Annotated in this window: 16 protein-coding genes; 7 read left to right on the top strand and 9 right to left on the bottom strand. The window is 61.3% G+C overall.

Annotated elements, in window-relative coordinates:
* Positions 1-4: 4 nt before the first annotated feature.
* Together KW842_RS11155 and KW842_RS27480 are read right to left on the bottom strand one after the other, a co-directional pair.
* Positions 5-2,368 (bottom strand): TonB-dependent receptor domain-containing protein, encoded by a 2,364-nt coding sequence (locus tag KW842_RS11155; RefSeq protein ID WP_218304145.1) that lies wholly within the window; start codon positions 2,366-2,368, stop codon positions 5-7.
* A 62-nt stretch (positions 2,369-2,430) separates the two neighbouring features.
* Complete coding sequence (locus tag KW842_RS27480) at positions 2,431-4,677, bottom strand: GDSL-type esterase/lipase family protein (RefSeq protein WP_229223618.1); 2,247 nt, start codon at positions 4,675-4,677, stop codon at positions 2,431-2,433.
* A 325-nt stretch (positions 4,678-5,002) separates the two neighbouring features.
* On the opposite strand from KW842_RS27480, the gene KW842_RS11145 reads away from it, so the two are divergent.
* Positions 5,003-7,324, top strand: a complete 2,322-nt coding sequence (locus KW842_RS11145) for a TonB-dependent receptor (RefSeq protein WP_218304144.1) — start codon at positions 5,003-5,005, stop codon at positions 7,322-7,324.
* Positions 7,325-7,365: 41 nt separating this feature from the next.
* Positions 7,366-7,713: an arsenate reductase (glutaredoxin) gene (gene arsC, locus KW842_RS11140; RefSeq protein ID WP_218304143.1), complete on the top strand. Its 348-nt coding sequence runs from the start codon at positions 7,366-7,368 to the stop codon at positions 7,711-7,713.
* 14 nt (positions 7,714-7,727) lie between these two features.
* Here arsC and ispB read toward each other — a convergent pair whose 3' ends face one another.
* Entirely contained in the window at positions 7,728-8,717 is a 990-nt protein-coding gene (gene ispB / locus KW842_RS11135) for an octaprenyl diphosphate synthase (protein ID WP_218304142.1), read from the bottom strand.
* A gap of 249 nt (positions 8,718-8,966) precedes the next feature.
* On the opposite strand from ispB, the gene rplU reads away from it, so the two are divergent.
* From rplU to KW842_RS11110, 5 genes are all read left to right on the top strand, one after another.
* Complete coding sequence (gene rplU / locus KW842_RS11130; protein WP_154361142.1) at positions 8,967-9,278, top strand: 50S ribosomal protein L21; 312 nt, start codon at positions 8,967-8,969, stop codon at positions 9,276-9,278.
* A gap of 37 nt (positions 9,279-9,315) precedes the next feature.
* Positions 9,316-9,576, top strand: a complete 261-nt coding sequence (gene rpmA / locus KW842_RS11125) for a 50S ribosomal protein L27 (protein ID WP_019921557.1) — start codon at positions 9,316-9,318, stop codon at positions 9,574-9,576.
* A 112-nt stretch (positions 9,577-9,688) separates the two neighbouring features.
* On the top strand, positions 9,689-10,798 hold the full coding sequence (gene obgE / locus KW842_RS11120) for a GTPase ObgE (RefSeq protein WP_218304141.1): 1,110 nt from the start codon (positions 9,689-9,691) through the stop codon (positions 10,796-10,798).
* 174 nt (positions 10,799-10,972) lie between these two features.
* The gene (gene proB, locus KW842_RS11115) at positions 10,973-12,091 is read left to right on the top strand and encodes a glutamate 5-kinase (protein ID WP_218304140.1); all 1,119 of its coding nucleotides are present in this window, start codon (positions 10,973-10,975) and stop codon (positions 12,089-12,091) included.
* Between the two features lie 74 nt (positions 12,092-12,165).
* On the top strand, positions 12,166-12,621 hold the full coding sequence (locus KW842_RS11110; RefSeq protein ID WP_218304139.1) for a hypothetical protein: 456 nt from the start codon (positions 12,166-12,168) through the stop codon (positions 12,619-12,621).
* A gap of 10 nt (positions 12,622-12,631) precedes the next feature.
* On the opposite strand, the gene nth is transcribed toward KW842_RS11110, so the two are convergent.
* The 6 genes from nth to KW842_RS11080 all read right to left on the bottom strand — a co-directional run bounded on the left by nth (position 12,632) and on the right by KW842_RS11080 (position 18,766).
* Complete coding sequence (gene nth, locus KW842_RS11105) at positions 12,632-13,279, bottom strand: endonuclease III (protein ID WP_218304138.1); 648 nt, start codon at positions 13,277-13,279, stop codon at positions 12,632-12,634.
* Positions 13,276-13,950: an electron transport complex subunit RsxB gene (gene rsxB, locus KW842_RS11100; protein ID WP_218304137.1), complete on the bottom strand. Its 675-nt coding sequence runs from the start codon at positions 13,948-13,950 to the stop codon at positions 13,276-13,278. The genes nth and rsxB overlap by 4 nt, the downstream gene beginning before the upstream one ends.
* 28 nt (positions 13,951-13,978) lie before the next feature.
* Positions 13,979-15,742: a chloride channel protein gene (locus KW842_RS11095; protein WP_218304136.1), complete on the bottom strand. Its 1,764-nt coding sequence runs from the start codon at positions 15,740-15,742 to the stop codon at positions 13,979-13,981.
* Positions 15,735-16,145 carry a MarR family winged helix-turn-helix transcriptional regulator gene (locus tag KW842_RS11090; RefSeq protein WP_218304135.1) on the bottom strand — a complete coding sequence of 137 codons (411 nt, stop codon included), beginning with the start codon at positions 16,143-16,145 and terminating at the stop codon, positions 15,735-15,737. The genes KW842_RS11095 and KW842_RS11090 overlap by 8 nt, the downstream gene beginning before the upstream one ends.
* Before the next feature lie 97 nt (positions 16,146-16,242).
* Positions 16,243-17,478 carry a polyhydroxyalkanoate depolymerase gene (locus KW842_RS11085; protein WP_218304134.1) on the bottom strand — a complete coding sequence of 412 codons (1,236 nt, stop codon included), beginning with the start codon at positions 17,476-17,478 and terminating at the stop codon, positions 16,243-16,245.
* Positions 17,479-17,698: 220 nt separating this feature from the next.
* Positions 17,699-18,766: an NAD(P)/FAD-dependent oxidoreductase gene (locus KW842_RS11080; protein ID WP_218304133.1), complete on the bottom strand. Its 1,068-nt coding sequence runs from the start codon at positions 18,764-18,766 to the stop codon at positions 17,699-17,701.
* Positions 18,767-18,797: the final 31 nt, after the last annotated feature.

The raw sequence follows: 18,797 nt of genomic DNA, 5'->3' as shown, positions 1-18,797 counted from the left end.
CAGCTTAGCCAGGGAAGCCGCGCGAGCCGCCACCGCTTTCACCGCCATTACCGCCAGGGCCGGGACCGCGAGGTCCGCCTTCGCCCGGCTGGCCCCGGAACATATTGCCGCCGTTACGCAGGCGTGAATCGCCGCTCACGCCGCCCAGGCTAAAGCTCAGCGCCACGGTGTAGATGCGGCCCGCCTGCTTGCTGTAGCTCTCCGACTGCACGGTGTCCGAATACTGGATGTTGTGATTCACGTTGCTGTTGAACAGATCGCGAATACTGGAGCGCAGCGTGATGCCAGGTGCGAGACGCCAGCTCCAGCCGGGATTGACCTGCCAGGTCGAATCGACCTGGCTCAAGCCATTCAGGCGCTTGCCGTTGTAATTCCCGTTCAGCTGGAAAGTGTGGTCCCCCGTCGTGTATTGCGCGCGCAGCTGCACGATCTTGGGATTGGAAACCAGTTCGTATTCCTTGGTGTAGCGGGTGCCGTCGGTGTTGTACTGATTCGCCAATACAGACTGGGTCAGATGCTGGAGATTGATGGTCGCGCCGAAGTTCAGCGAACGGTCAGGGCGGCCCTGGACGTTGATGCTGATGCCGTTGGTGGTCTTCGCACCATAGTTCATCGCCTCGCTGATCACGATGGCCGTGCCGGGCACCGGTGTCAAGGCGCGGCCGATCAGCGGCGAATCCTTCTCGCGGTACGGCGTGATGGTGTAATTCAGCCAGCCCGATTTATCGTCGTATTTGAGTTCGTACTTATCGCCATGCATGGGCGCGATGCGTGGATCGCCCAGCGTGTAACTGGTGTCGTTCACATACTGGACGTTCGGGTTGATGTCCGCCAGCGATGGACGCGTGATGCGGCGGGTGAACGCGCCGGTCAAGGTCGAGTTGCCCAGTTCTCCCCACGCGTACTGGACGTACATGCTCGGCATCAGCCGCTTGCTGCTGTCGCCGCTGGAATTGTTCTGGTTGATGTAATCAATGTCGCGATTGATTTTCTCGTAGCGCAAACCAGGCTTGACGGTCCAGTGGTCGGACAGCTTGGTGTTGGCGGTGAAGTAGGCCGCGTAGGAATGCTCGGTGGTCTTGAACGCGCTGGCGCGGTTGACGTCGATGATCTCCTCGCCGGTCAGCGGATCGATGTTGAAGTAATCCGCATCGGTCTGGCCGGTGTTGACGCTGGCCTTGACGCCAGCCGTCAGCAGCACCATCGGCGTGATCGCCTTGGTGTAGTCCATACCGAGTTCGCTCAGGCGGCTGGTGTTGTTATTCCCGTTCAGGAATTGCGCGCGCGGTCCGGTTGGCGGCAGGATGGTATAGCTGTTCAGGTTCCGGTTCTCGCCCTCGCGGTCGTTGCCGGAGGTGCGGAAATCGTAGGTCAGCTTATCGGTGCGGTTGAACTTTTGTTCGTAGGTGAACGCCAGCTGATACACCGTCATGTGGCTGTCGCCATTGCTGCGCTGCCGGTATTGCTGGTAAGGCGTCGGTGCGCCTTGATAGGTCAGGTAGTCATACAGCGATTCGTTATCGCTGTTGGTGCGGTTGTAGTTGAGCGCCAGCCGCGCGCGGTCCGTTTCACCGACGTTGTAGGTAAAGGTCGGATTCAACATGAAAGTGTTGGAGTTCGAGCGGCTCGATCCTTCGCGCAGGGTGGACGAGGTGCTGATGCCGCTGTTGACCACCGAATTGGACCAGCCGGTCCGCTCGTTCACGTTGCGGTTGACGCCTGCCTGCCCCTCGATCTGATAGCGGCCTTCGTTGTAGCTGCCGACTATTGACGCGTTGTGGCGGCCGTTCGGTCCGATGCCTGCGCTGACGGCGCCCTGGCCGCCCTTGGGACGCACGCGGCGCGTAATCAGGTTGAGGATAGGACCGCCGCCGCCCTCGGAGCCGAATTCCGCGCCCGGCACCGTAATCACCTCGACGCTCTCCAGCGCTTCGGCCGGATAGCTGTTCAGCGCATCACCGGCGTTCGCGCCGGAGAACATCGCCGAGCGTTTGCCGTCGACGAAAATCTGCGTGTTCTGATTGCCGCGAATGGCGACCTTGCCATCCTGGTCCACTGTGACGTTGGGGACGTTGGCAATAACGTCGGCGGCGGAGGCGGCGGGCGTGATCACTTCCTGTTTGAGATCGTAGACGGAGCGGTCGATCTGCTCATTCGGCCTTTGCGCCACCACTTCGATGCGCTGCATGGTGCTGTCGTCGGCCGGCTTTTCCTCGGGCTTTTTGCTGGCTTCCGCCGTCACGGCGGGTTTGGCGGGCGTTGCTGGCGCGGTAGGCGGGGCAGACTGCGTCTGTGCCTGGGCCGCGACGCCGGCGCACAGCAACGTCAGTCCGGCCAGACCGGCTGGGGAGAGGGGAGTTTGCATCATTGCGACTATAAAGGCATCTTGTTGCTGGCGTATTTCTGTTTTGTAAAAAGCTGATATAAATGTTAATTAGCCTTGCGCAGGCTGTCCAGCAGTTCTTTGGGTGCTGCGATGACGGTGCCGTGGCGGATGCGCTGCGGCGTACCTTCGTCGGGGAAGTACATCTGCTTGCTCACATCTTCCCAGTGCAGCATGTCACGCGAACGCAATGCGCCGTAGTGCTTGTCCTTGTATGCATCAAAATAAATGATGGTGTTGTCGCCGATCTGAATGGCTGTCGGGCCTTCTACCCAGACGCCGGGCGCGGAGATGGGCTGACTCAGTTTGCCGAACGGGCCGCGCACATCCGGTGCCTCCGCGATTTGCAGGTATTTGCGTGGCGGATTACGCGTCTCATCCTTGACTAGCAGGTACTGCTTGCCGTTGGAGCGCAGGAAAGTGGCGTCGATCACGCTGAAGCCGGGATCGTAGAACAGCCTGGTGGGCGTGAAGGCGACGAAGTCCCTGGTCGTGGTGGCGTACATGCGGTGGTTGTACTTGTCCTCGGACGAACCATCGGTCTGCGCGAATTTTCCCGTTACGGTGGAAGCCCAGAAGATCAGGTATTCGCTGTGCTGTTCATCGTAGATAATCTCCGGCGCCCAGGCGTTCAGCGTGCCCGCTTCATGCGCCATGACTGGCAGCGCACGCTGCGCTGACCAGTGGATCAAATCTGTGGATGAGGCGTAGCCGATATTGTTCTCCTTCCAGCCCGTAGTCCACACCATGTGATACACGCCGTCCGGCCCGCGCACGATGCAGGGATCGCGCATCAGCTTTGCCGTCCCGACTTCCGGCTTGAGGAAGCTGCGGCCCTGGCCCAGCTTCTCCCAGCGGTAGCCATCGTCGCTGGCGGCCAAATGCAGGCCATCCTCGCCATTACCGATGAAGTAGGTGAACAAATATCCTTGTGCCGCTGCGTTTTGCTCGTCACCGAGTGGTCGCTGATGAGTGAAGTTAGGGCTTGGCGGAATATGGAAGGTGGCCACTTGATCTGGGTGCGCGGGATCGAAGTTGCCATATCCATCGGCGATATAAGCGGCGACCGGCAGGCCTGTCTGACGCAGCCCGGTCAGCACCGCTTGCGCCAGCTGATAGCTGCCGTAGCTGTTGTGATGCGTGTTATCGATCTTGCCGGGCAGCGGTTCCGCAAAGGCTGCGGCGGATTTGTCGGGTCCCAGCGCTTCGTAAAACGACTTGCTCATTGCATTCAGATCGATGAATGCGACTCGGAGTTCCTGCGCCGATTGGCGCGCGGCGTTTGCGTAGTCCGTCAAGGTGGGAACCACTTTGCCGTTATCGTCAAAGCGGCGGCGCTCCATCGACGAGACAATCACCGGCACGCCACCATGGACACGGATCGCTTCTACATGCGCACGGATCTCGTCCTTATAGGTAGTGAATGGGCCGCCTTTGCCTTCCTTGATCTGCTTCTGATCGTTATGACCGAATTGCATCAGCACCGTATCCCCAGGCCGCATGGCACTGAGAATCTTATCCAGCCGCCGCCGCGCCAGCGAGTCGCGGTAGGTTTCGCCGGACTCGCCGTGATTGGCGACCGCGATGCCGGGCTTCAGAAAGCGTGGCAGCATCTGCCCCCAACTGCTATAAGGCTCGCCCGGCTGATCGCATACCGTGGAGTCGCCCAGCAGGAATAGTGTAGGCGTCTTTACCGGCGCGATATCGATGGCGCGGATGGCGGGATGCTCACCGTTAAACTCCAGCGTGAGCCGGCGATCCCATGCCCAAGCCTCCTGCACAGTCTCGCGCGGCACCTTTAGCTGGACTGCGCCGGCCGCCACACCCGCCGCAGTGGGAATGCGTGGCGTACGGATATTCACCGTAAAAGTGCGCGTCGTGACCGCACCCGGTGCAGTCTTCACACCTTCCAGCATCAAGCGGCGCAACTCCGCCTTGACAGTGGTGCTGGCCGCCTGAGTGCCGCCCAGCGTGACAGTCACGTTGTAATTCCCCTCCGGCAGATCGGCGGAAAAGAAGAAGGGCTTCTCGCTGGTGAGATAGCTGGCGGCATCATGTACCTCGGCGCCAGCCTCAAAGCCGTAGCCTCGCTGGGCGTCGTACATCATCTCCGCCCGCACCGCAGTGTGACCAGCAGCCGGCTTGCTTTCGCCAAAAGCGAAATGCCATGCATCGGCCGCAGCCACCTGCGCGCACGCGCTGGCCAGCAAAGCCAATATGACAAAGCGCCGCATACTCGTCGCAACTGCGGGCAAGGCGGCGGACTTGAGAAGGCTGCGTCGGCTCAGTGACATGATCTCCATCTTCTGCGTGTAATTTTCGTGCAACGAGTATCTGTATCCGTACAAATACTGTCAACGGCCGGCCACCATTAATCACTTTTGTGATTCGATAATCCCGCCGTCGATCCTGCGGCTTTGCCAGGGCTTAGCGCCTGATTACGCAAACGGCAATATGGGCTGGCCAACTCCCGCGGCCTATTGCGAGCGCAGCTACGCGCAAGCACCAGCAAGCGTTTCAAATAACCGACACTTGGCAAAGATTTTGCTTTATCAAAATACCAATGTGGTAAATATAAGCAAAATGCCCAATTTTGGGGCGCCAAGGAGAAGATCGGACATGGACATTCGACGCACATTCATCGCCACCGCCGTGCTGGCGGCCTTCAGCGCACCGGCATGGGCGCAGCAGCCTTCGGACGAAATCGAAGTCGTCAAGGTGACGGCGCAGAAGCGCAAGGAAGACCCGGCCAAGGTGGCGATGAGTATCAGCGCCGTCACCGGTACGCAGCTGCAGGCGGAGCATGTGCGCGACATCACCGATCTGACGCGCGTGGTGCCGAATATCTCGTTCACCGCCGCCAGCGGCAATGGCGGGGCCGGGCCGGGCACGTCGAATGTGGAGATACGCGGCATCAGCTCCACCGCCGGCGCGGCCACGGTGGGCATCTATCTGGGCGATACGCCGGTTACCGTGGGCAACGTCTACACCATGGGGAATATCGAGCCGCGCTTCTTCGATATCGACCGGGTGGAAGTGCTGCGCGGTCCGCAGGCAACCCTGTACGGCGCCAGTTCCATGGGCGGCACCATCAAGTTCGTGCCGAATGAGCCGGACTTGAAAGAGCGTGAATTCACCACTTATACCGAAGGCTCCAACACCAGGGGCGGCAGCGCGAACTATGCGGCCAATGTGGTGGCCAACTTCCCATTGATCGCCGACGAGCTGGCGCTGCGCATCGGCGTGCAGGCGCAGCACACTGGCGGCTATATCGATCAGGTGGATGGCGACGGCAAAGTCCTCGCCAATAACATCAACAAGATCAGCGATCAGGAGTTTCGCGCTTCGCTGAAGTGGCGGCCGACGCGCGCGCTGACGGTCACGCCGTCGGTGTACTACCAGCGCATCGACGCCAAGGACATTGCGGCGTTTAACCTGGAGCTGCCGCCGTACCAGGCGCAGAAGCAGGTGCGCGAGCCGTCGATCGACAAGCTGCTGGCGCCCAGTGTGACGGTCAACTGGGATCTGGGCGACTTCGACCTGACCTCGGCCACCAGCTACTTCCAGCGCAAGTTCGACCGCACGCAGAACGGCTCGGCGTACAACAGCTATTCGCTGTCCACCTTTCTGACTTCAACCGCCGATGGCGGCAAGGCGCCGCCGGAGCTGATTGAAGCGATTGCCGGGCTGCCGTCGGCGGTGTATCTGAATAACCAGGTGCGCCAGGTGTCGCAGGAGTTCCGCCTGGCTTCGCGTCCGTATGACGAGAAGGTATCGCCGTGGACCTGGCTGGCGGGAACGTACTTCTCGCGCCAGAACACCAACATCATCGAGAATGATCCGATCTTTGGCGTGACCGATACGTTCAGGCAGTTCGGCTTTGATATTGCGGACCCGGAGCTGCTGCCGGATGCGCGTCCCGGCCAGTTCCCGAACGATAACTCGTTTGCCGGCGCCTTCCATTATCGCGAGAAGCAGGCCTCGATCTTCGGCGAGCTGAATTACTACTTCTCGCCGTCGGTGCACGCCACGGTGGGTGCGCGCTACCTGAAGGCGAACACCACGCTGGAACAGCGCAACGGCAACTACCTGGCTGGCGCAGGCAACAACAGCGGCGCCGAGACGACATCCAGCGCGTTCACGCCGAAGTATGCATTGACGTGGGAAGTCAATCCGACCAATACCGTCTATACCAGTGTGGCCAAGGGCTTCCGCCTGGGCGGCGCCAACATCTATGTGCCGACTACGACCTGCGGCCAGGATCTGGAAGCGAACGGCATCACGGCCGGGCCGCCATCGTATTCGCCGGACAGCTTGTGGAGCTATGAGGTAGGCAGCAAGTCGCGCTTCCTGAATAACCGGCTGACGGTCAATGCGGACGTGTTCTACGTGAAGTGGAAGAACATCCAGCAGGGCGTGTACCTGCCGACTTGCGCCTACACCTACAACGCCAATGCGGGCGACGCCACCACCAGGGGCTTTGAGTTCGACATCAAGGCCAAGCCGCTGCCTGGGCTGACGCTGAGTGCATCGGGCGGCTACGTCAAGGCCGAGCTGTCGAATGATGTCGGCATCGAAAATGGTGTGGTGGGTGCAGTGGCGGGCGCGCAGATACAGGGCGTGCCGAAATATAACGCGGCGGTGAATGCGACCTATAACTTCTCGGCGTGGGAGCGGCCGGCGTTTGTGATGGGCGGCGTGCAGTGGGTGGGCGCCAGCAAAGGCTCGCTTGATCCGGAGCAGACCGACCATGACCGGCCGTCCTATCACACGGCCAACTTCAGCGCCGGCGTGACCTTGGGCGCGTATGCGTTCACGCTGTTTGTGAAGAATGCTTTTGACAACGACACCATCATCCAGCATCCGCAGGTGGCGTCGATCGTGCAGGGTTACCGGCTGGCGCCGCGCAGTGTGGGCGTCAGTCTGGCGACGAAGTTTTAGGCGATAATGCTGCCTTTGTCATACAGCACAAGGGCAGCATCATGAGCATCACCATCTACCACAACACCGCCTGCGGCACCTCGCGTAAAACGCTGGAAGCGATCCGCGCGGCTGGCGTCGAACCACAGATCATCGACTACCTCAAAAATCCGCCATCGCGCGCCGAGTTGAAAGCCATGATCGCCAAAGCCGGCATCACCGTGCGCCAGGCGATGCGCAACAAGGGCGAGCTATACACCGAACTCGGCCTGGCCGACAGCACGCTGTCGGACGAAGCGCTGCTGGACGCGATGATGGCGCACCCGATCCTGATCGAGCGCCCATTCGTCATCACCGCCAAAGGCGTGCGCCTGTGCCGTCCCTCCGAGCTGGTACAAGAGATTCTGTAAAAATCCCGAGTTGTTTAGTGGTTGCGGTGGACCGAGAAGTGGGCCAGTTGCAGCAGGGATTCTTTGTAGACGCTGTCCGGCAGGTCGGCGATGGCTTCGGCGGCGCGGCGGGCGGCGATCACCGCCTGTTCGCGCGTGTAGTCCAGCGCGCCGCTGCTGGTGATTGCGGCCAGGATGGCGTCGAAGTGCTGCTCATCGCCGTTTTCGATGCACGAGCGGACCAGCTCGCGCTGCTGCGGCGTGCCGTTTTCCATCAGGTAGATCAGCGGCAGCGTCGGCTTGCCTTCGCGCAGGTCGTCGCCGACGTTTTTGCCGATTTCGCTGGCGTCGCCAGCGTAGTCGAGCACGTCGTCGATCAGCTGGAACGCGGTGCCCAGCGAGCGGCCATATTCACCGGCAGCGGCGATTTGGGCGTCGTTGGCGCCGGCTACCAGTGCGCCCAGCTCGGCCGCTGCTTCAAACAGCTTGGCGGTCTTGGAGCGTATCACTTGCAGGTAGCGCTCTTGCGTTACGTCCGGATCGTGCATATTGAGCAGCTGCAACACTTCGCCTTCGGCGATGACGTTGGTGGCGTCCGACAGGATCTGCATCACGCGCATATTGTTCAGGCCGACCATCATCTGGAAGGAGCGCGAATACAGGAAGTCACCGACCAGCACCGACGCCGCGTTGCCAAACAGTGCATTGGCGGTGGCGCGGCCACGGCGCAGCGACGATTCGTCGACCACGTCGTCGTGCAGCAGGGTTGCGGTGTGGATGAATTCCACCACGGCCGCCAGCTCGTGGTGCGCCGTGCCTTTGTAGGAGTAAGCGTTCGCTACCAGCAGGACCAGCACCGGGCGGATGCGTTTGCCACCGGCGCTGATGATGTATTCGGCAATCTGATTGACGAGGGAAACCTCGGAATGCAGGCGTTGGCGTATCACCGAGTTAACCGCGTCCATGTCGGCGGCGATGGTTTCGATGATGGTGTTTTGGGTGACGTTTTGGGTAGCGGCAGACAAGGCGAACCTGTGCAGTTAGACTATTGGTGCCGGAATTATACGCCATGCCCCCGCGCAGAGGGGCTTTAGCCCTTGATTCCCATTCATATCTTGATCGAATGTTAAGCGCCGCACGCGATAAAATTGACTGACATACCACGCCCTCCGGCATTTGTGAATAGTTTTTGACGCAAATTCTGTTCCTGTGTATAATCTGCGGTTCTCCGGTTTCTCCGGGGATTTTTATAAACATTTGAGAGGTTTCAAATCATGTACGCGGTCATAAAAACCGGTGGCAAACAATACAAAGTTGCTGCTGGCGAAAAACTTAAAGTAGAACAGATACCGGCAGACATTGGTTCCGAAATCACCATTGACCAAGTCCTCGCCGTTGGCGCGGGCGATAGCATCAAGTTCGGTGCTCCGCTGGTTGAAGGTGCCAAGGTTCTGGTTACTGTTGTTTCCCACGGCCGTCACGAAAAAGTGACGATCTTCAAGATGCGTCGTCGTAAGCACTACCAGAAGCATCAGGGTCACCGTCAGAACTACACCGAAATCCAAGTTGTTTCGATCAACGCCTAAGCGTATCGACACTTTTTAGTATCCAAGGAGCTTTAGCATGGCACACAAAAAAGGCGGCGGCACAACGCGAAATGGTCGTGACTCAGAATCAAAACGTCTGGGCGTTAAAGTCTACGGCGGCCAAACCATCAATGCAGGCGGCATCATCATTCGTCAACGCGGCACCCCAGTGCGCGCTGGCGAAGGCGTAGGCACCGGCAAAGATCACACCCTGTTCGCTCTGGTGGACGGCGTGGTGAAGTTTGTTGTTAAGGGCGCAGGCTCGAAACAGTACGTCACCGTAGTAGCAGCAGCGTAATTTACGCTCACGGCCCGCGCGCTGGACGCGACGGGCTGTTTGTAAGGCGCAAGCCTTCAATCGAAAGGCTCTGCCCACTAGGTAGAGCCTTTTAGTTTTATGGCGGTACATCATGAAGTTTATCGACGAAGCAAAAATTGAAGTAATCGGTGGTGACGGCGGCAATGGCTGCTCGTCGTTTTGCCGTGAAAAATTCCGCCCGTTTGGCGGCCCTGACGGCGGCGACGGCGGCAAGGGTGGCTCGATCTGGGCCGTAGCGGACCGTAACATCAATACCTTGGTCGATTTCCGCTTCTCCAAAGTACACCGCGCAGGCAACGGCGAAGCCGGCCGTGGCGCCGACTGCTATGGCCGTGGCGCCGATGATATGTTCCTGCGCATGCCGCTGGGCACGCTGATCATCGATGACCTCAGCGGCGAAATTCTGGCCGACCTGAGCGAACACGGTCAGCAGGAACTGCTGGCCAAGGGCGGCGAGGGCGGCTGGGGCAATATCCACTTCAAGACCTCGACCAACCGCGCACCGCGCCAGAAAACGCCGGGCAAGGAAGGCGAAATCCGCACGCTGCGCCTGGAGCTGAAGGTGCTGGCCGATGTGGGCCTGCTGGGCATGCCGAACGCCGGCAAGTCGACCTTTATCAGCGCCGTGTCGAACGCGCGTCCGAAGATCGCCGATTACCCGTTCACCACCTTGCACCCGAATCTGGGCGTGGTCCGCGTGTCGCACGAGAAGAGCTTTGTGATCGCCGATATTCCTGGCCTGATCGAAGGCGCGGCTGAAGGCGCCGGCCTGGGTCACCAGTTCCTGCGCCACCTGTCGCGTACCGGCCTGCTGCTGCACATTGTCGACCTGGCGCCGTTCGAGGCGACGGTTGATCCGGTCAAGGAGGCCAAGGCGCTGGTCAATGAGCTCAAGAAGTACGACGAAGAGCTGGTCGACAAGCCGCGCTGGCTGGTGCTGAATAAACTGGACATGGTGCCGGAACAAGAGCGCGCCAAGAAGATCAAGGACTTCGTCAAGAAGTTCGGCTTCAAGGGCCCGGTGTTCGAGATCTCCGCGCTGAGCCACGACGGCACGCAGGAGCTGGTCAACGCGATCCAGAAGCATCTGGAAGAAACCCGCCACACCGAACAGCGCGCGGAAGAAGTGCACATGACCGAAGAAGCGCGCGGCATTTCGTCCATCGATCCGGACGATCCTCGCTTCAAAATCATCGACTAAAGGCTCGACTTAGTGCCTGCATCACCGGCATAATCAGTTATCAGCTGATTATGTCTTTCCATCTCGGCGCCCGTCCTGCCATCGCAGGGCCGGCGACTGTTAGCGGCAAAGCAGGGCAATCCGCCCGCCAAATCACAGCAGATTTTCCTACGCTTGTTTTGAGATTGTCGCCTTATGAATTCCGTCATACAAAAAGCAAACCGCATCATCATCAAGGTTGGATCGTCGCTGGTCACCAATGATGGGCGCGGACTCGATCACGCCGCGATTGCGCGCTGGGCCGCGCAGATTGCCGGCCTGCGCGCGCTGGGCAAGCAGGTGGTGCTGGTGTCGTCCGGCGCGATCGCCGAAGGCATGCTGCGCCTGGGCTTCGAGCAGCGCCCGACCGATATCCACGAACTGCAGGCTTGCGCCGCCGTCGGCCAGATGGGCCTCGCGCAGATTTACGAAACCAGCTTCCGCGCGCACCAGCTGGGCACAGCGCAAGTGCTGCTGACGCACGCCGATCTGGCGGACCGCGAACGTTATCTGAATGCGCGTTCGACGCTGACCACCTTGCTGCGCCTGGGCGTGGTCCCGATCATCAATGAGAACGATACGGTAGTCACCGATGAGATCAAGTTTGGCGACAACGATACGCTGGGCGCGCTGGTGGCCAATCTGATTGAGGCGGATGCGCTGATTATCCTCACCGACCAGCAGGGCTTGTATAGCGCCGATCCGCGCAAGGACCCGTCGGCGACACTGATTCAGCATGGCCGCGCCGGCGATGCGGCGCTGGAGGCGATGGCTGGCGGTGCTGGCAGCAGCTTGGGGCGCGGCGGCATGCTGACCAAGATTCTGGCGGCCAAGCGCGCCGCCAAGTCGGGGGCACATACGGTGATCGCTTATGGCCGCGAGAGCGAAGTGCTGGCGCGGCTGGCGGGTGGGGAGTTGATCGGCACGGAGCTGGCGGCGCAGACCGGGCATCTGACCGCGCGCAAGCAGTGGATGGCCGATCATTTACATACCGCAGGGCAGGTGGTGCTGGATGCCGGCGCGGTGCAGAAGCTGACCGGCGATGGCAAGTCGCTGCTGCCGATTGGTGTGGTGGAAGTAAAAGGCGAATTCGGGCGCGGCGCGGTAATCACTTGCGTCGATGCCGACGGCGTACCGGTGGCGCGCGGGCTGTCGAACTACACCAGCGCTGAAACGCGCCGCATCATGCGCAAGCCGTCGAGCGAGATCGAATCCATCCTCGGCTTCGTCGAGGGCCAGGAGCTGATCCACCGCGACAACCTGGTGCTCGTATGATGGTGCGCTTCCTACTTTCGGCAGCGGTGCTGCTGGCCTCTGTTGCAGTGAGCGCGGCGTAACCGGAAACGCAGGTGTTCATGGCTGGCGGCGAGTTGAATTACATCGGCAAGATCAGCGATGCGGCCAACAAGCAGGCATTCGCCTTGTACGACGCGGAGGCGACGAAACCGCCGGTGCTGCTGATCCGTAGCCAGGGCGGTGTGACCAGCCACGGCATGGCGCTCGGGCGTTGGGTGCGCGAGGCGATGCTGTCGCAGATCAAGGCCAGTCTGGCGAAAGACGTGCAACTGGAAGCTGGCTTCTTCGCCGACATCGGCGTGCAGCAAAAGATCTCGCGCCTGGGGCAGACGCCGGCCTACGAGGAGCGCTACGGCAAGGATGACAAAATGCTGGGCTGGTATTACTCGCTCGACGGCTTCCGCAAGCTGGGCGTCGATCACATTACCGTGATCAACGGGCCATGGCGGCCGCAGCTTACCTCGGCCGGCGCGGCGGGCGCCAAAGTGTTCGAGGTCACCGTCGACTAAGCCCGGCGCATCAGGCGCCGGCCGGTGCCAGCGTTTTGGCGCGGTAGTCGCACAGGTCGATCTGCATGCAGTTCCAGCACTCCGGCTTGCGCGCCTTGCAGGTGTAGCGGCCATGCAGGATCAGCCAGTGGTGGGCGTCGTGCAGGAATTCCTTCGGCACGAATTTCAGCAGCTTCTGTTCAACGATGTCGACGTTCTTGCCCGGCGCCAGGCCGGTGCGGTTGGAGACGCGGAAGATGTGCGTGTCCACTGCCATCGTCGGCTGGCCGAAGGCGGTGTTGAGCACCACGTTGGCGGTCTTGCGGCCCACGCCCGGCAACTCTTCCAGCGATTCGCGGTCCTGCGGTACTTCGCCGCCGTGCTTCTCCATCAAAATCTTGCAGGTGGCGATGACGTTCTTGCCCTTGGTTTTATACAGGCCGATGGTCTGGATATAGGTCTTCAATTCCTCCTCACCCATGTCCAGTATCGCTTGCGGCGTGTTGGCCACCGGGTACAGCTTGCGCGTGGCCTTGTTGACGCCGACGTCGGTCGCCTGCGCCGACAGCAGCACGGCGATCAGCAGCTCGAAGGGGGTGGTGTATTCCAGTTCGGTGACGGGCTTGGGATTGGCGGCGCGGAAGCGCACAAACATTTCGTAGCGTTTGGCTGCGTTCATTTGTTCTCGGATTCTTTTTTCAGGCGCGCGCGCTCCATGGCGGCGGCGATGATGGCGCGCTTGCGTTCCAGCGCGGCGGCCGATTCGGCGTCGGCGGGATCGATGGTATTCACTTTTTCCATCTTTGCCTTGGCTTTGTCGGCCAGGCGGGCGTCGTTTTCTTCCTTGTCGCGCTTGAGGCGGAAGTTGCGGAAGTCGTGGCGTTCGCGCGCCGCGTTGGCGTCGGCTGGCGCCCATGCGGCCCAGCCGGTGGTTTCGGTGACCGGGTACATGACGATGCAATCGACCGGGCAGGGCGCCACGCACAGATCGCAGCCGGTGCACAGCGACGGCACTATGGTGTGCATCAGCTTGCCCGCGCCGACAATCGCGTCCACCGGGCAGGCCTGGATGCACAGCGTGCAGCCGATGCACAGCGATTCGTCGATATAGGCTACCGCGCGCGGCCGTTCCAGCCCGTTGACCGGATTCAGCGGAATCACCTTGCGGCCGGTGACTGACGACAGCCGGGCGATGCCCTCGGCGCCGCCGGGCGGGCATTGGTTGATCTCGGCCGCGCCGTCCGCTATGGCTTCCGCATACGGACGGCAGCCCTCATAGCCGCATTTGGTGCATTGCGTCTGCGGCAGGACATCTTCGATGCGGTCGGCAAGGGTAGGATCGGTGGGCACGGCGAGCTAACATCAGGCAAAAACGACATTATCCGATATCTGCGCCCGGCTTACCGAAAAACCTCACCCGGCGCACGGTTTGCCGCTGCAATTCCTCGTCGTGCAGGCTGAGGGCGGGCTTCATCAAGTCGCTGGTGCTGACGATACCGATCAGCCGGCGCGACTGCATGTCGGCCACCACAGGCAGCCGGCCGACGCCATGCACCGCCAGCCGCGAGGCCAGCGTACGGCAGGTTTCATCGGCCAGCGCGACAATCGGCACGTTGACGCCGAACAGTTCGCCGACGCGCTGTGCGCCTGGCTTGCTGTTGATGCCAGCGCGGTCCAGCATGCCGACCAGTACAGCATCGCGCACCACCGGGTAGGCGCGGTGGCGTGGATGGGCGTGGAAGTGCGTGCGCACCACGTCTTCGATCAGCGCGTCGGCGCTGATGGTGTCGACGCTGCTGGTCATGACTTCGGCCACGCTGTGGCGCTCCATCGGGTCGATGCCGTATTCGCGGTAGATGTGGTGGCCGCGCCGGGCAATCTTCTCGGTCAGGATGGAGCGGTGCATGGTGGCGACCGTGAACGCATAGGCCACGGTGGCCGTGGCCAGCACCGGCAGCAGGGCGTTGGCGTCGTGCGTCAGCTCGAAGGCGAACACCACCGCCATCACCGGCGCGCGCATCATGCCGCCCAGCGTGGCGGCCATGAACACCAGCGGCCACACGGCTGGTTCGCCGCCCGGCAGGTAAGGGCCGAGCACCGCGCCCAGGCCTGCGCCCAGCATCAGCAGCGGCGCCAGCACGCCGCCGGATGTACCTGAGCCGAGCGCCAGCAGCCAGATCACGGCCTTGACGATCAGCAGGCTCAGAATGGCCGCAGCGGCCATGTGGTTATTCAACAGGTCGGCGATGACGTCGTAGCCGACGCCCAGCGCGCGCGGCTCGACATACCCGCCGATGCCGATTGCCAGCCCGCCAATGGCCGGCCACCACATCCAGTGCACCGGCAGCTTGTGAAAGCCGTCTTCGACGCGGTACAGCGCAGTGGACAGCAGCCAGGCCAGCATGCCGCACAACACGCCGGCGATCAAACAGGAGATCAGCGCTGACGGCGGCAGTGCTTCGGTATGCAGCGGGAATAGCGGCCCGCTTTCGATCAGCAGCGGTCGCAGGAAGCCCGCTACCGCGCAGGCGATGGCCACTGGCGCCAGGCTGCGCGGGCGCAGTTCAAACAGCAGCAGCTCGACCGCCAGTAGCACCGCCGCGATTGGCGTGCCGAAGACGGCGGTCATGCCGGCGGTGGCGCCCGCCACCAGCAGCGCCTTGCGTTCGGCGGCGCTCAGGTGGAAGTGCTGGGCGATCAGCGAACCAACCGCGCCGCCGGTCATGATGATCGGGCCTTCGGCGCCGAACGGGCCGCCGCTGCCGATGGCGATGCCGGAAGCCAGCGGCTTCAATACCGCGACCTTGGGCGACATGGTGCTTTTCTTGAACAGGATGGCTTCGATGGCTTCCGGGATGCCGTGGCCGCGTATCGCTTCCGAGCCGTAGCGGGCGATCAGGCCGATGATCAGGCCGCCGATGACCGGCACCGCGATGACCCACGCGCCCAGTGTGTGCAAGGCAGGCGAAGTGAAGGCGGTGGATAGTTTCTGAAAGAAGAACAGGTTGGTGAAGAAGCGGATCGCATGCAGCAGCAGGTCGGCGGTGACGGTGCTGACGGCGCCGACCACGGCGGCGATGCTGGTGATCAGCAGCAGCCTGGCCTGGCCGTCGAAGTCGCGGCGGCTATCGTAGTTATTCATGATGGAGATTCGGTATGGTGAACACGCCTTGCAGCGACAGCAGCTCAACGCGGTGCTGTTCCGCCAGCCGGGCGAGGATGGTTTCGCCTTGGCGCAGCAGGTGCACTTCCACGCGGCGGCGGTCGATCGCGCTGTGGCGGCGTTCGACCAGGCCCATGGCTTCGCAGCGCGTGATCAACGCGACCACGCCGTGGTGCTTGGCTTGCAGGCGTTCGGCCAGTTCTCCCACCGTGGCCCAGTCGCGGTCCGGGTAGCCCTTGATGTGCAGCAGCAGCAGGTATTGCAGCGGCGTGATGCCCTGAGCCTGCACTACATCTTCGGAAAAGCGCTCGAAACGGCGCATCTGGTAGCGGAATTCGGAGAGGGCGTTGAAGTCCGCTTTGCTGAGTTTGGAGGAGGTCATACCTCCAAATATATCACAGTATGATGTATTTAGTTTTAAAAAAACGCCCTGTGTGCTGCGACGATCTTAGGCGTCGCAGCACACAGGGCGCTTTTGATTAACCGTGCTTCTTGATGAAGGCGGTAATTTTCGGGCAGACCATTTCGCGCCAGCGGCGGCCTGAGAAGATGCCGTAGTGGCCGGCGCCTGGTGTCACGAAGTCTTCCTGCATATCGGCCGGAATGCCGGTGCACAGGTCGTGCGCGGCTTGCGTCTGGCCGGCGCCGGAAATGTCATCCAGCTCGCCTTCCACCGTGAACAAGGCCACAGTCTTGATGTCGGCCGGCTGCACCAGCTTGCCGCCCACCAGCCATTCGCCACGCGGCAGCGCGAAGTCCTGGAACACGGTCTTGATGGTGTCCAGGTAGTACTCGGCCGGCATGTCCAGCACGGCGTTGTATTCGTCGTAGAACTTGCGGTGCGCTTCGGCGGTTTCCTCGTCGCCCTTGACCAGGTGGTCGTAAAAGTCGCGGTGGCTTTGCGCGTGGCGGCCGGGATTCATGGCGATGAAGCCAGCGTGCTGCAGGAAGCCCGGATAGACCTTGCGGCCAAAGCCCGGATAGTTCGGCGGCACCGGATAGATCACGGTGTTTTCAAACCACGAGAACTTCTTCTCGGTGGCCAGGTTGTTGACGGCGGTCGGCGATTTGCGCGGATCGATCGGGCCGCCCATCATGGTCATGGTCTTCGGCAGTTGCGGATCGTTGTCCGAGGCCATCAGCGAGATCGCCGCCAGCACCGGCACGGTCGGCTGACAGACCGAGATCACATGCACATTCGGGCCGAGCGCGCGGATGAAGTCCTGCACGTAGTAGATGTAGTCGTCCAGATGGAAGGGGCCGGCCGACAGCGGCACCATGCGCGCGTCGGTCCAGTCGGTGATGTAGACGTCGTGATCGACCAGCAGCCCGCGCACGGTGTCGCGCAGCAGCGTCGAATGGTGGCCCGACAGCGGCGCGACCAGCAGCACGGTCGGCTGTTTCAGCGCCTTCAACTTCTTGTCGTCCATGTCTTTCTTGAAGTGGATCAGGCGGCAGAACGGTTTGTTGACCGCCACGTGTTCGATGATGCCTACCGTCTCGCCCTTGATCTCGGTGCTGTCGATCTCGAATGCCGGCTTTTCGTAATCCTTGCCCAGGCGGTACATCAGCTCGTAGCCGGCAGCAATGCGCTGCGAGAACGGCGTGTGCGCCAATGGCGATACCGGATTGGTGAACAGCTTGGACGACGCCTCCGCCCACTGCATCAGCGGGGTCAGAAAGGTGCGTTGCATTTCATGGAGTTGGTAGAGCATAAGGCATCCCGATTTTTATAGGCTTGGTGCGGTGCACCAATACGCACATCATAAGCCAGTTTATAGGTGCTGTGTTTTTGACGTAAAGCATTTGCAGGTGCCCCCGGGCAAGCCTACGTACTATCCACAGGCAATCTTGTAAGAAAAGATAATACCTCTGCGGGCATAAAAAAAGCAGCGTTTCCGCTGCTTTTCTGTAGGACTGTTGCTTGCCTGAGGCTTAGTCGAAGACCGGGGTTTCCACGCCCAGCACCTTGTGCAGTTTCGGCGAGGTGGTGGTGTACTGCATGTGGATTTTCTTGTCCGGGAAGATGTACGGCGCGGCGCCGAAAGCGGCCAGCGCGGCTTCGTGGAAGCCCGACAGGATCAGCTTTTTCTTGCCTGGGTAGGTGTTGATGTCGCCCACTGCGAAGATGCCCGGCACGTTGGTTTCAAACTTCTCGGTGTCCTGCACTTTCAGCTGGCGGCGCTCGATATCCAGGCCCCACTCGGCGATCGGGCCCAGTTTTGGCGACAGGCCGTAGAACACCAGCAGCATGTCCAGCGGCACGCGGCGGGTCACGCCGTCGGCTGCGGTCACTTTCAGGTGGTTCAGCTTGCCGGCGTCGTCGGTTTCGTAACCGGTGGCGGTGCCGACCAGCAGCTGCATTTCGTAGTCGTCGCACAGCGCTTTCATTTTGGCGACCGATGCTGGCGCGGCGCGGAAGTCTTCACGGCGGTGCAGCAGCACCACCGACTCGGCCTTGCCGACAAAGTTCAGCGCCCAGTCCAGCGCGGAGTCGCCGCCGCCGCAGATGACCAGGTTCTTGCCTTCGAACTGCGCCGGGTCTTTGACCTTGTAGTGCAGCTGCGAGCCTTCGAACACTTCGATGCCGTCTACCTTCAGCGTGCGCGCCTGGAACGAACCCACGCCGGCAGCGATGAAGATGGTCTTGGTCAGGAACTTGGTGCCCAGCGTGGTTTCCACGTCGAAGCGGCCGTCGTCGCGGCGCTCGACCTTGGTCACTTCCTGGCCCAGGTGGAAGGTTGGATCGAACGGTTCGATCTGCTTCAGCAGGTTGTCGGTCAGTTCCTGGCCGGTGCACGATGGCACGGCAGGGATGTCGTAGATCGGTTTGTCAGGATACAGTTCCACGCATTGACCGCCTACGGCGCCCAGCGAATCGATCACGTGGGCTTTGATTTCCAGCAGGCCGAGTTCGAAGACCTGGAACAGGCCGACCGGGCCGGCGCCAATGATGACGGCATCGGTTTCGATGACGCCAGTAGGTGTAACGGTACTATTCATACGTGGTTTTCCTGTGATTTCAATGATGGTG

The sequence above is a fragment of the Duganella sp. sic0402 genome, assembly GCF_019219065.1.
Lineage (GTDB): Bacteria > Pseudomonadota > Gammaproteobacteria > Burkholderiales > Burkholderiaceae_D > Rugamonas.
The sequence above is the reverse complement of the archived record's forward strand: the minus strand, read 5'-3'. Positions and strand labels throughout refer to the sequence as shown.

Excerpts from the sequence above, each read along its gene's own strand:
- KW842_RS11155 (WP_218304145.1), bottom strand. The coding sequence starts at position 2,368 with ATGATGCAAACTCCCCTCTCCCCAGCCGGTCTGGCCGGACTGACGTTG.
- KW842_RS27480 (WP_229223618.1), bottom strand. The coding sequence starts at position 4,677 with ATGTCACTGAGCCGACGCAGCCTTCTCAAGTCCGCCGCCTTGCCCGCA.
- KW842_RS11145 (WP_218304144.1), top strand. The coding sequence starts at position 5,003 with ATGGACATTCGACGCACATTCATCGCCACCGCCGTGCTGGCGGCCTTC.
- arsC (WP_218304143.1), top strand. The coding sequence starts at position 7,366 with ATGAGCATCACCATCTACCACAACACCGCCTGCGGCACCTCGCGTAAA.
- rplU (WP_154361142.1), top strand. The coding sequence starts at position 8,967 with ATGTACGCGGTCATAAAAACCGGTGGCAAACAATACAAAGTTGCTGCT.
- rpmA (WP_019921557.1), top strand. The coding sequence starts at position 9,316 with ATGGCACACAAAAAAGGCGGCGGCACAACGCGAAATGGTCGTGACTCA.
- obgE (WP_218304141.1), top strand. The coding sequence starts at position 9,689 with ATGAAGTTTATCGACGAAGCAAAAATTGAAGTAATCGGTGGTGACGGC.
- proB (WP_218304140.1), top strand. The coding sequence starts at position 10,973 with ATGAATTCCGTCATACAAAAAGCAAACCGCATCATCATCAAGGTTGGA.
- nth (WP_218304138.1), bottom strand. The coding sequence starts at position 13,279 with ATGAACGCAGCCAAACGCTACGAAATGTTTGTGCGCTTCCGCGCCGCC.
- KW842_RS11095 (WP_218304136.1), bottom strand. The coding sequence starts at position 15,742 with ATGAATAACTACGATAGCCGCCGCGACTTCGACGGCCAGGCCAGGCTG.
- KW842_RS11090 (WP_218304135.1), bottom strand. The coding sequence starts at position 16,145 with ATGACCTCCTCCAAACTCAGCAAAGCGGACTTCAACGCCCTCTCCGAA.
- KW842_RS11085 (WP_218304134.1), bottom strand. The coding sequence starts at position 17,478 with ATGCTCTACCAACTCCATGAAATGCAACGCACCTTTCTGACCCCGCTG.
- KW842_RS11080 (WP_218304133.1), bottom strand. The coding sequence starts at position 18,766 with ATGAATAGTACCGTTACACCTACTGGCGTCATCGAAACCGATGCCGTC.